General features: G+C 54.2%; 9 protein-coding genes. 2 read left to right on the top strand and 7 right to left on the bottom strand.

Translation table 11 applies throughout. From position 1 onward, the window contains the following. Positions 1 to 120 precede the first annotated feature (120 nt). Positions 121 to 903 carry an Hpt domain-containing protein gene (locus TH19_RS11790; protein ID WP_114102559.1) on the top strand — a complete coding sequence of 261 codons (783 nt, stop codon included), beginning with the start codon at positions 121 to 123 and terminating at the stop codon, positions 901 to 903. Positions 904 to 997: 94 nt separating this feature from the next. On the opposite strand, the gene rnr is transcribed toward TH19_RS11790, so the two are convergent. From rnr to TH19_RS11755, 7 genes are all read right to left on the bottom strand, one after another. Then, positions 998 to 3,424, bottom strand: a complete 2,427-nt coding sequence (gene rnr / locus TH19_RS11785; RefSeq protein WP_114102558.1) for a ribonuclease R — start codon at positions 3,422 to 3,424, stop codon at positions 998 to 1,000. A gap of 48 nt (positions 3,425 to 3,472) precedes the next feature. Then, entirely contained in the window at positions 3,473 to 6,118 is a 2,646-nt protein-coding gene (gene topA, locus TH19_RS11780; protein ID WP_114102557.1) for a type I DNA topoisomerase, read from the bottom strand. 168 nt (positions 6,119 to 6,286) lie between these two features. Then, complete coding sequence (gene dprA, locus TH19_RS11775; protein WP_258547930.1) at positions 6,287 to 7,564, bottom strand: DNA-processing protein DprA; 1,278 nt, start codon at positions 7,562 to 7,564, stop codon at positions 6,287 to 6,289. A 57-nt stretch (positions 7,565 to 7,621) separates the two neighbouring features. After that, complete coding sequence (gene plsY, locus TH19_RS11770; RefSeq protein WP_114102556.1) at positions 7,622 to 8,278, bottom strand: glycerol-3-phosphate 1-O-acyltransferase PlsY; 657 nt, start codon at positions 8,276 to 8,278, stop codon at positions 7,622 to 7,624. A 1-nt stretch (position 8,279) separates the two neighbouring features. Next, positions 8,280 to 9,602: a dihydroorotase gene (locus TH19_RS11765; protein WP_114102555.1), complete on the bottom strand. Its 1,323-nt coding sequence runs from the start codon at positions 9,600 to 9,602 to the stop codon at positions 8,280 to 8,282. Then, complete coding sequence (locus TH19_RS11760) at positions 9,599 to 10,558, bottom strand: aspartate carbamoyltransferase catalytic subunit (protein WP_404969483.1); 960 nt, start codon at positions 10,556 to 10,558, stop codon at positions 9,599 to 9,601. The genes TH19_RS11765 and TH19_RS11760 overlap by 4 nt, the downstream gene beginning before the upstream one ends. 173 nt (positions 10,559 to 10,731) lie before the next feature. Further along, positions 10,732 to 11,655, bottom strand: a complete 924-nt coding sequence (locus TH19_RS11755; protein WP_114102553.1) for an AEC family transporter — start codon at positions 11,653 to 11,655, stop codon at positions 10,732 to 10,734. A 266-nt stretch (positions 11,656 to 11,921) separates the two neighbouring features. On the opposite strand from TH19_RS11755, the gene TH19_RS11750 reads away from it, so the two are divergent. Then, on the top strand, positions 11,922 to 12,737 hold the full coding sequence (locus tag TH19_RS11750; protein ID WP_114102552.1) for a VOC family protein: 816 nt from the start codon (positions 11,922 to 11,924) through the stop codon (positions 12,735 to 12,737). The last annotated feature ends 56 nt before the right edge of the window (positions 12,738 to 12,793 follow it).

The following is a 12,793-nucleotide window of genomic DNA, read 5'->3' as shown; positions in this document are numbered from 1 at the left end:
GGTACGCCATCATCATGATGTTCAATAGCGCAAGCAAGTAAAATCGTCCCGAATTATTCACCTTATGGGCGACTTTGTGGTTGTTGGGCATAATTGAATACCTGCCATAGGAGTGACCCAGTGGGAAATGCGGATGCCATCGTTGCCAGTCTGAAACAGGACTTCATCGAGGACACAATCGAACGGATTGACCGGATTGAGACAACCATTGATCGTGTCGCTGGCGGTATGGACGCAGCACCAGCCGGAATTGCAGAATTGCGCCGTGAAGCGCACACCGTCAAAGGACTGGCTGGTTCATTCGGATTTCCGCTTGTCGGGGCCATTGCCCATCGTCTTGAAGATTACATTGCGGATCTGACCGAGATTAACGATCTTGAGGCCGCATCACTGGTCGATTTTACCAGCTGGATTCGCGAAATCATCGAAAGCGGTACAAATCCGCCTGCCGAAGAAGAAACCCGTATTTTGCGCTCCTTGCCGACGCGCAGTGCAAAGGCGGACGATGCCGATGAAAAATCCCCGGTATCCGCAGCCCAGGACAAGGAAATCCTTCTTGTCACTGCAACCGCCGTTCAGGCCCATTTTTTGCAGCGCGAATTGCGTGAAAAGGGGTTCCGGACCATTACTGCACGCACCGCAGTCGAGGCCTTCGAGACGGTTGTGCAATCCCATCCCGATGCAGTCATCACAGCCGCAGTTCTTGACGGGCTAAGCGGCATCGAATTGATCCGTGCCCTTGCTGCGATGAAAACGCTTTCGGACAGAAAGCTTGGTCTTCTGACCAGTTTTGATGCCAGCCATCCTGATCTGGAAGGATTGCCGGGCAATGTTTCAATCATCAATAACCGCGGTAAACAAACCGCAGAACATCTGGCAAAGTTCATTGAAACCATGATGTGATCTGGTCGGTGATCGGTCTTTGAAAGTTCCGAATATGTGAAAAAGGGCGGCCCGCAATCAGGCCGCCCTTTCTGTATTCAAGTTTTCACAAACCTTATTGCGGTTTGTCACCGCGTTTTGCCGCAGAACGTGCCACCCGGCTGGAGGCAACCAGTTTGCGCTGCTTCTTGGGCGTGGTCTTTTTCTTTGCGCCACCCTTTGACTTTGTCGCCGATGATCCGCCGGGGCCGTTGCCATCGCGTGGTTGCGAACGGAAACCGGGCTTGCTGCCATGACGATGGCTACGCTCGCCGGGGCTTCCGCCACGCCGTTTGCTTTGACCTTTGCGTCCACGCGGACGTTCAACCAGATCACGTGCGGTGATGTCGGCATGTTCGGCCAGACGAAGGGCCAGTGACCCGGTTGCCGCATCGGCATCCGCGATCCGCACGACCACGGTATCTCCAAGCTGGAACTTCTTGCCGCGGTTCTGCCCAACCAGCGCATGGCTGGCGGCATCGTGGATGTAATAATCATCGGGCAGGGTCGAAATTGGCACCAGCCCGTCCGCGCCGGTTTCATTTAGCGAAATGAACAGGCCAAAATGCGTCACCCCGGAAATCTTTCCTGGGAATTCCGCGCCGACCTTATCGGACATATAGGCCGCAACATACCGGTCAACCGCATCACGTTCGGCCATGGCGGCCCGGCGTTCGGTTCCGGAAATGTCTTCGCCGATCTGTTCGAACCGTTCGCCATCTTCGGGCGGCAAACCGCCTTCGCCCAGTTTCAGTCCGGCGATAAGCGCACGATGGACCAAAAGATCGGCATAACGGCGGATCGGTGATGTGAAATGCGCATATTTCTTAAGGGCAAGGCCGAAGTGCCCGATATTATCCGGGCTATACATGGCCTGTGACTGGCTTCGCAGAACGACCGTGTTGATCAGTTCTGACTCTGGCGTGTCCTTTGCCATCTCAAGAATGCGGTTAAAGTCACGCGGACGCAGAACCGATGCCTTGTTCAGCTGATAGCCAGCTCCTTCAAGGAATTCACGTAGCGCTTCAAGCTTTTCCTCGCTCGGTGCATCGTGAATACGATACATACAGGGCTGCTTGATCCGTTCCAGTTCCTCGGCTGCGCAAACGTTGGCCGCGATCATGAATTCTTCGATCAGCTTGTGACTGTCAAAGCGCGCCCGCGGGGCAATCGCAACGATCTGGCCCTTGTCATTAAGTTCAATCTTGCGTTCCGGAACATCGAGTTCCAGAACACCGCGATGTTTACGTGCCTCAAGGAACGCATGGAAGGCGCCATAAAGCGGCTTGATGATGGTATCGACCAGCGGACCGGTCGTGTCATCGGGCTGACCGTCCATGGCACGCTGAACCTGATCATAGGTCAGGCGGGCTGCGGATTTCATCATTCCGCGACAGAATTTATGGCGCAGTTTGTGACCATGCTTATCAAGCCACATTTCAACCGCCATACAGCCGCGATCTTCATGGGGGACAAGCGAACACCACCCGTTCGAAAGCTCAAAGGGCAACATTGGCACAACGCGATCCGGGAAATAGCAGCTGTTGCCGCGCTTTACCGCTTCGCGATCAAGGGCGTCTCCCGGACGCACATACCAGGACACATCGGCAATCGCGACCATGATGTGCCAGCCGCCTTCGTTGGCCGGATCCGGGTCGGCCTCGGCCCAAACAGCATCATCAAAGTCACGCGCATCAGCACCATCAATGGTGACCAGCGGAATGTCGCGAAGGTCGGTGCGTTTGCCAAGCGGTGTGGCCTTTGATTCACGTGCCTGAAGTTCGACTTCGGGCGGGAATTCAAACGGAATGCCGCGTGCATGGATCGACACAAGACTGATCGATTTCGGTTCGTTGATATTGCCAAGAACCTCGGTGATGCGCCCCTTGCGAAGACCAAAATGTTTGCCCGGTAGAATTTCGGTCAGAACCAGCGCGCCGGTTTCAAGATCGGGATGATCATCAAGCGGAACGGCGATCTCGCCGCTATCCTTGCGATCTGTGGGCACAACACGGCCTTCGCGCTCATTGGGGCGATAAAGGCCCAAGACGCGCTGTGGGCCGCTTCCAAGCACCCGCATAATGCTGGCTTCATAGGTTTGCTTGCCGGTATAGCGCAGCTTGGCCAGAATCTTGTCACCGATCCCCGGCGCACTCGGTCCGCCACGGCGGATCGATTTCACAACGATTTGCGGCGGCTCGTAATCGTTCTTCCAAACGTTGGGCTTGGCAAGAACCTCGCCATCATCGTCGATGCCGGTAATTTCAAGAACTTCGACCGGGGGCAGGCGGTCCGGTTTGTCGAACCGGCGGCGTCCCTTGACGACATCGCCGCCAATTTTAAGGTCTTTGAGGATTTTTTTGAGTTCGATCTTCGCTGCGCCCTTGATGTTGAAGGCGCGCGCAATCTCGCGCTTGCCGACCGGGGTCGGGCTCATATCGATGAATTCGATAATTTCTTCCCGCGTCGGGAAGTGCTTTTTGTCTTCTGTATCGTTCGCCAACTTTGCGGCGTCCTTTCAATCATTTACCCCTGAAAAGGAAGGCGGCGATTAATTCGCCGCCGCCTTTTTCGAGGTTGTCTTCTTTGCTGCAGGTTTCTTTGCAGCTGTTTTCTTTTTCGCGGGGGCTTTTTTCGCCGCCGCTGTCTTGGTTGCCGTTTTCTTGGTCGCGGCTTTGGTTGTTTTGCCCGACTTGGCTTCCTTTTCCTTGATGGCCTTTATCGCCATCTCAAGGGTGATATCGTCGCGTTCCACGTCGCGAATATTGGCAATGGTCTTTTTGTGCTTCACAAATGGACCCCAGCGGCCAACGGCGACAAAGATCGGTTCGTTGTCATCTGGGTGCTTGCCAATTTCCTGACCCGATTTTTCGCGTTTATCGGCAATCAGGGCAATCGCACGGTTTTCCCCGATGGTCAGAACATCATCATCGGCCTTAAGGGACGCAAAGATGCTGCCTGCCTGAACATAGGGGCCAAAGCGACCGACATTGGCTTTCATTTCCTCGCCGGTATCGGGGTAAATCCCGACAACACGCGGCAGGGTCAGCAATTCTTCGGCTTTGGTCAGGTCGACCACAGACGGTTCCAGCCCCTTGGGCAGGGAGGTCCGTTTCGGTTTGACCTTTTTCGGCTTGCCGTTCTTGCCTTCGATTTCTTCTTCTTCACCAAGCTGCACATAAACGCCATAGGGGCCTTTGCGCAGGGTGATTTCCTTGCCGGTTTCCTTGTCGATGCCCAGAACCTTGGGGCCGGCATCAAGTTCGGAATCGCCGCCATTTTCATTGGCGACCAGCGGACGGGTGAAGTTACATTCCGGATAATTCGAACATCCAAGGAATGCACCAAATTTGCCAAGCTTCAGGCTAAGGGTGCCATCCGCACATTTCGGGCATTTATGCGGATCGGTGCCGTCATCACGGGCCGGGAACAGATAGTTTTCCAGCATCACCTGAAGCGCATCAAGCACGTCGGTGATTTTCAGTTCCTTTGCCTCGTCGACATTACCTTTGAACGATTTCCAGAAATCACGCAGCACATCTTTCCAGGCCATATTGCCCATCGAGATTTCATCAAGCTGGTTTTCAAGATCAGCCGTGAAGTTGTACTGCACATAGCGTTCAAAGAACTTCGACAGGAAGGCGGTTACAAGGCGGCCGCGGTCCTGGGCGACAAAGCGACGACGTTCAAGCAACACATAGTTGCGATCCTGAAGAACCGAAATGATCGATGCATAAGTCGACGGGCGACCGATGCCGAGTTCTTCCATCTTCTTGACCAGGCTCGCCTCGGTATAGCGGGGCGGGGGCTGGGTGAAGTGCTGATCGATGCTGACTTTGCCAAGGTCGGGTTTCTGGCCTTCCTTAAGCGGCGGCAGACGACGATCATTTTCGTCCTCGGCCTCGTCATCCTTGCCTTCCTGATACAGTTTCAGGAAGCCGTCAAATTTAACGACCGAACCATTGGCACGCAGAACAACGTGATTGTCATTGGATGACAAATCAACTGCGACCTGATCGAACCGGGCATCTTCCATCTGACAGGCAACGGTACGTTTCCAGATCAGGGTGTAAAGAGCCAGCTGGTCCTTATCAAGATGGCGCGCCACCTGATCGGGGCGGCGGAACAGATCGGTCGGGCGGACAGCTTCGTGGGCTTCCTGCGCGTTCTTTGCCTTGTTTGCAAAGCTGCGCGCGCTTGGCGGAAGGTAGGCCTCGCCATAATCCTTGGAAATAAGACGACGTGCAGCTGCCAGTGCTTCCTGCGATAGGACCACGGCGTCGGTACGCATATAGGTAATCAGACCAACGGTTTCACCGCCAATATCAACACCTTCATAAAGGCGCTGGGCCAGCTGCATGGTACGCTTCGCACCAAAGCCAAGTTTGCGCGATGCTTCCTGTTGCAGGGTCGATGTGGTGAAAGGCGGCTGCGGACGGCGTTTGACGTCCTTACGCTCGACCTTGGATACCGTATAGCTTCGGCTTTCAACCTTGTCCTTGGCGATCTTGGCCGCATCTTCATTGCCAAGGGCCAGCTTATCAAGCTTCTCGCCATTAAGATGCGTCAGGCGTGCAGTGAAGTTGCCTTCAGGAACGGTAAAACCAGCTTCGAGCGACCAGTACTCATCGGGCCTGAACGCCTCGATTTCAATTTCACGTTCACAAATCAGGCGAAGTGCGACCGATTGGACACGACCGGCCGAACGCGAACCGGGAAGTTTGCGCCACAGAACCGGGGACAGGTTAAAGCCCACCAGATAATCAAGGGCACGGCGCGCCAGATAGGCGTCGACCAGTTCCTGATTAAGGGCACGCGGATTGGCAATGGCGTCGGTGACGGCCTTCTTGGTGATCTCGTGGAACACGACGCGATGAACATCGCGACCGCGGAGCAGCTTTTTCTGCTCGAGAACTTCAAGAATGTGCCAAGAAATAGCTTCTCCTTCGCGATCCGGGTCAGTCGCGAGATAGATGGTGTCAGAGTCACGGGCAGCGGATGCGATTTCGCGAATCTGCTTTTCCGAACGTCCATCCGTTTCCCAGACCATCGAAAAATCGTTGTCGGTATCAACCGAACCGTCTTTGGACGGCAGATCGCGGATATGACCGAACGAGGCCAATACCTTATAATCATCACCGAGGTATTTGTTGATCGTCTTGGCTTTGGCCGGGGATTCGACGATGACAAGATTCATTACGTTTTTCGTGTCCGGTTCTTGCGCCCGAGGGCGGTATTTATGTTGTGCTTCAATTAACCCGAATGTGAGACGCACATATATATAGTGTGTCTGTATTTCAAATCAGATTGCGCAAATTGCGGCAAATCACAACAATATTTGTCACGCCTTGGTGTGACGCGACTCTCATTTGGCGATACGCGATACCCTATTTCCGGGGTGACGTTCAACCCTTCCTGCAAGTTCAAGTTCAATCAAAATTGTTGAAACCCGGTTTGCTGACATGTTTGACGTCCTGATCAACTCGTCAATCAGAAGGGGCGATGATGACAGCAAATCAAAGATTTTGGCAGCGTCATCGACGTCGGTTTCACTGCCCCTTGAAGTTGATATTTTTACCGGTTTTTCAATGGATTGACCTTGGTCTTTGCCGCCTGAAAATTCGGCGTCGCGATCCAGTGACGAAATGATGTCGTCATAGCCCGATTGGGATACGTTCACATTGTCGGCGCGCCCATCCGTGTTGAACTGATGAAAACTTTCAAAAAGCTGCGTGTTTTTCTCAGCCTGCCTTAATGCGTCCAAAATAACGTCGACAGAGTCGCATAAAATTGCGCCATCACGGATCAGACTGTTTGGACCAGCCGCGCGCGGATCGGTTGGTGATCCCGGAACCGCAAAAACATCGCGTCCCTGATCGGCGGCAAACCGTGCGGTTATTAACGATCCCGAATTGCGTCCGGCCTCGATCACGACGGTGCCGGCAGATAATCCCGATATGATGCGGTTGCGTCTTGGAAAATGGCGTGCCTGTGGCGTCAAGCCCGGTGGCATTTCCGAAATAACAAGACCATGTTCACAAAGTTGATCGTAAAGTTCCTGATGTTCGCGGGGATAGACGATATCAACGCCGCCACCCAGCACGGCGATCGTGCCACCGCCGCGTTCATGTGCTGCATTAAGTGCGGCACTATGGGCGGCACCATCAATCCCGCGTGCCATGCCTGATGCCACAACATAACCGGCGGAAACCAGTTCGTGACTGATCTTGCGGGCAAAGCCACATCCGTTGGCCGAGGCGTTGCGCGCACCAACGATCCCGATTGCCGTTCCGGCCAAAAGTTCCAACCGACCGATGGCGTAAAAATAGGGCGGGGCATCTTCGATACGTGTCAGAAGTGACGGATATTCGGGATCACCAATGATGATCGGTTTGGCGTTGCAATCCTTGGCTCGTTCAATCTCGGCGACTGTCTCATCACGGCTTGCCAATGTGATCTTTCGGCTGATACCGGAATGGCGAGTGATATCAGGCAGAATTTCAATGGCTTCGCGCGCCGAGCCAAACCGTTCAAGGAGTTTGCGAAACGTCACTGGCCCAATATTGGTGCTTCGCGCAAGCCGCATTCGGGCAAGGCGTTCGGACTGTGCCAATCGGTTCGGTTGTTGATCGTTAAAATGCATAACGCCCGGATTGTGATCATCCGGGCGTTATGTCGTCAAGCTATTCGAAAGGACGGCTCAGTTTTCTGTGGCCGGGCTATCTTCTTCCGGTTGCTTCTTTTTCTGGCCGATCTTGGGTTCTTCACCGCGTAAAAGACGACCGATATTGGCGTGATGGGCCGCCCAGACAATGACGGCCAAAAATACGCCAAGCCACCCGGCACCCGGATCATTTGCGATAAAGAATGCGGCAAGCGGGGCGGCAATCATCGCAATCAGTGCCGACAGGGACGAGATGCGGAAAATCAGCGCCATCACAAGCCATGTCAAAGCCGCACACAGGCCCATAACCCAGTTAACAGCAGCAAGGGTGCCAAGCGTTGTTGCAACGCCCTTGCCACCCTTGAACCGCAGCCAGACCGGGAACATATGACCAATCACCGCTGCGCCACCGGCAAAGATACCCTGTTCAACACCCGAAAGATGGGTAAAGAGCAGGGCTGCAAACGCGCCTTTGCCCGCATCCCCGATCAGGGTCAGAAATGCAAGGCCCTTGCGCCCGGTGCGCAATACGTTGGTTGCACCGATATTGCCCGATCCGATTTTGCGGATGTCGCCAAGTCCTGCCATTCGGGTCAAAACCAGACCAAACGGGATGGATCCAAGCAAATAGCCGCACACGGTGGCAATTTGCAGGGACATCAGCATGGCTTTGTAGCCTTCATCAAGTTCCATGTCAGTTGCCTTCCGTGAAAACTTCGCGGCCATCAATCAGGGTACGCAGCACGCGCCCCTGGGTCATACGCCCGTCAAAGGGCGAGTTTTTGGACTTTGACGTGAACTGGTAGGGATCGATTTTCCACGGACGATCAGGATCAAAGATCACAATATCGGCCGGGGTGCCTTCGGCAATGGTTCCAGCCCCCTTGATGCGGACCAGTTCAGCCGGCACACGGGTCAGCTTGGTGATGACGTCAAGCAGCGACATGTGGCCATTATGGTAGAGTTCAAGCGAGATCGGCAAAAGCGTCTCGAACCCGACGCCGCCGGCAGCAGCCTGTGCAAAGGGCAGGCGTTTGGAATCGACGTCTTGCGGATTGTGGTCGGATGCGATGGCATCAATGGTGCCATCTGCAAGCCCGGCAACAATCGCCTGACGGTCATCCTCGGATCGCAAGGGCGGTGAAAGTTTGGCGAATGTGCGGTAATCGGAAACCGAATTTTCATTCAGCGCAAAGTAGAACGGTGCAGTGTCGCAGGTGACTTTAAGGCCGCGTTTCTTGGCCTTGCGAATGACCTCGACAGACTCGCCGGTTGAAATATGCGCGAAATGAAGGCGCCCGCCGGTCATTTCCACCAGACGCAAATCACGTTCGATCTGCATGACTTCGGCAAGCGGCGAAACCCCGGTCAGGCCAAGACGGGTGGCAAGTTCGCCACTATTCATCGAGGCACCCTTGGAAAGTTCCGGTTCTTCGGGATGCTGAACAATCATGCCGTCAAAGAAGGTCGAATAGGACAGGGCCTGACGCAGCAAGCGTGCGCTTGCAATCGTGTTTATCCCGTCACAGAAAGCCACGGCACCGGCCTGATGAAGCAGGCCCATTTCCGTGATTTCCTTGCCTTCAATGCCCTTTGATACGGCACCATAGGCAAAGACCTTGGCCAGACCAACCTTACGCGCACGTCGTGCGATGAACTCGACGCCGGCGACGTCATCAATCACCGGATCGGTGTTGGGAAGGGCGATGATGGTCGTTATGCCGCCAATGGCTGCGGATTTACCCGCGGTTTCGATGGTTTCTTGATGCTCGAAACCCGGTTCGCGAAGCTGTGCGCGCATATCAACCAGACCCGGTGCAAGGCAGGCGCCGCCAAGGTCGATGATCTCAAAACCGCCCGGAACACTTTCGCGGGTTACGGTGCTACCGGATTTTACGATGGTGGCGTCTTCGATCAGAATCCCGCCCATTTCGTCGGTTTGTGCAACCGGATCAAGCAGACGGGCATTGATGAAGGCTTTTTTGCCTGTGCCTTTGGCGCGGATGGCGGGGGTCATGCCATGCCTCCCATCTTTCTGTGGTTCTGCACAAGCAGTTCAAGTGCCGCCATACGTACCGCGACACCCATTTCGACCTGTTCGCGAATGACGGAACGTTCAACGTCATCTGCGACTTCGCTGTCGATTTCCACGCCACGGTTCATCGGGCCGGGATGCATGATCAGGGCATCGGGCTTGGCATTGGCAAGTTTGGCGCGGTCCAGTCCGTGGAAATGGAAATATTCACGGACAGAGGGGATGAAGCTTCCCTCCATGCGTTCAAGCTGAAGACGCAGCATCATGACGATGTCACAATCTTTCAGGCCTTCTTCCATGTCATGGAAAATCTCGACACCCATGCGTTCGATCTTTGACGGGATCAGGGTCGGCGGAGCGACAAGACGCACACGCGATCCCATGGTATTCAAAAGCAGGATGTTGGATCGTGCAACACGCGAATGGGCAATATCCCCACAGATCGCAACATTGAGACGATGCAGGCGTCCCTTGTGACGGCGGATGGTCAATGCATCAAGCAGCGCCTGTGTCGGGTGCTCATGCCGGCCATCACCGGCATTCAGAACCGCGCAATTGACTTTTTCGCTCAGCAACTTGACCGCGCCGCTATCGGCATGGCGCACGACAAGGGCGTCCGGGTTCATGGCATTGAGCGTCATTGCCGTATCAATCAGGGTTTCACCCTTTTTGACCGAACTGGTTCCGACTGTCATGTTGATGACAGCAGCCCCAAGGCGCTTTGCCGCAAGCTCGAACGATGTCAGCGTGCGCGTGGAGTTTTCATAGAACAGATTAACGACCGTGGCACCGGCCAGAATATTGCTGGTCTTGTCAGCAGAACGGTTCTTTTCCGCGTAATGCTGTGCCCGATCAAGAATAAGGGTGATTTCCCCGGGGGTGAGACCCTCGATACCGAGGAGGTGTGGGTGCGGATAGTCATCCGCCGCTGGTCCCATGACGCTCATGGCGTTGCACATTTCCCTTGGATGGTCTGGAAAAAATTTCGCGCGGAGCATAGCGAATTGCCGGTGTGACGAAAAGGTAAATATTCCAAAGACTGCTGTGAAATCATGCGGAACTCCTGACTGTACGGTCAGGTTTTCGGTGTGGTTGAGGACGGGACTTCGCCCTAAACCACATGCATCAGAACGGCAATGATCGGCATCGTGATGATGGCAACAAGGGTATGAACCGTAATGATACTTGCCATCATCTGCGCATCACCGCCCATCAGGCGTGCCAGAACATATGCACTGGCAGAACAGGGCAGGGCTGCATAAAACACGACTGCCGCACTTTCGATGCTTGGCAGGCCAAGCAAAAGGCATAGCCCCGCTGCGATGGCAGGGCTTATGATCAGCTTGCCAAGTGTCGAAACACCAACAGGCAGTCCCGCGTTGCGTGCCGCAGTCAAATCAAGTCCCGCGCCAACGGCCAGAAGGCCGATGGGAAGGGCCGAACGTCCAAGAACTTCCAGAAATGGACCGATGACCGGTGGTAACCCAATCCCTGCAACGTTAAACAGGCTGCCAAGAACACAGGCCATCAAAAGCGGATTTTTAGAAACATCACGGAGCAGGGAAAGCAGACCCGGGGTCCGGTCATTATCGCCCCAATGTGCGCAGGCCAGAACGGAGATAACGTTCACTGTCGGAACGACCAGGGCAACGCAAAGGGCTGTAACCGTCAGACCAGATGCCCCAAGAAGGGCTGCGGCAACCGCGAGACCGATATAGGTGTTGGGTCGAATAGCGCCTTGCACAAGCGACGAAAATGCGGCTGGTGACACCTTAAGGACCGGCTTCAAGACCATAATCAGAACGGTGCAGATTGCCACTGTGCCCAGCATGGCACTCGTGATGCCAAGCAATGGCAGACTGCCAAGGTCTGCTTTGGCTGTGTTGGAAAACAGCAAGGCCGGAAAGGTCACAAAGTAAGTCAGTTTTTCTGCGCCCGGCCAGAATGCATCAGGCAGGAATTTTTTCTGGCGCAGCACATAGCCCAAAACAATCAGAGCAAATGTCGGAAGCAGGGCTGAAAGAATTGCGATCATTTACGGGCCTTGTGGCTGGGATCGATCAGGACCATCCGCAACATGCGGTCAATCGAGCATTTCCCTATGTTTTCCGACAAAAATGTAATCACTGCAAGCGATTGGATAAGATGACTGTAATTCATCTGCTGTGCGTGCGGTTGGTGGATCTGCTTTGTAAGAGGCGGCAAATTGTGATAGTCAGCACATCTATAAGAGTTCGGTTGCGATAAACTGATGTCAAATCAATGCTGTCCGAACCGCCACCAATTCCATAAGGGGATGCCATGTCGCGTAAGATTGATCATCTTGTTTTGTGTGTGAATGATCTTAATGCGGCGATTACCGCTTATCGGCAGCTCGGCTTTACCGTGACGCCGCGCGCCAACCATCCGTTTGGAACAGGCAATGCTCTGATACAGCTCAAGGGGATGTATCTGGAACTTCTGGCTGTGGTTGATCCGGAAAAGATTGCGGAAACCGATCTGGCGGCACCATTTTCGTTCCCGATTTATAACCGTGACTATTTGCGTCATCGTCAGGGTATGTCGATGCTTGCGCTGCAATCAAATGATGCAGAACAGGATCGGGAAGAGTTTATTGCCGCCGGTGCCGCGGTGCCGCCGGTATTTCATTTTGAACGGGATGCCAAAACGCCAGATGGTGAAACGGTTGGTGTTGCCTTTTCACTGGCCTTTGCCAATCACCCGTTATTGCGTCATGCGGTGAACTTTGTTTGCCAGCATCGCCATCCGCCGCAGAATTTCTATTTTCCGCAATATCAGGATCATGCCAATGGCGCGCAGGCGCTTGGCAAAGTCATCCTGGGTCATTGGGCGGCGGATGCTGTGCGCGATTTCTACGAAGCAATTTGCGTCAATGAGTTGATTGACGCCCTGCATAGTGACGAGCTGATTGCGAAATACGGTTTTGATGATGCCGAATTCCCGACGGATGGGTTTGCCGGGTTCGAATTGATTGTTGATGACCTTGCAAAGATTTCCGATGCGGCAATTTCGCTGGGTGCCATTCAAAGCAAAGGTCATCTGATCCTGCCACCATCCAAATTCTTTGGCATCATGGTCGTGATCAAATCGGCATAAAAAAAGCTGCCTGAACAAAAACAGGCAGCTTTTAAATTCTTTGCGCGATCAGATCG

The organism is Thalassospira profundimaris (assembly GCF_003326675.1).
GTDB lineage: Bacteria > Pseudomonadota > Alphaproteobacteria > Rhodospirillales > Thalassospiraceae > Thalassospira > Thalassospira aquimaris.
Note: the sequence above shows the minus strand (reverse complement) of the source record. Positions and strands in the feature narration are given on the sequence as shown.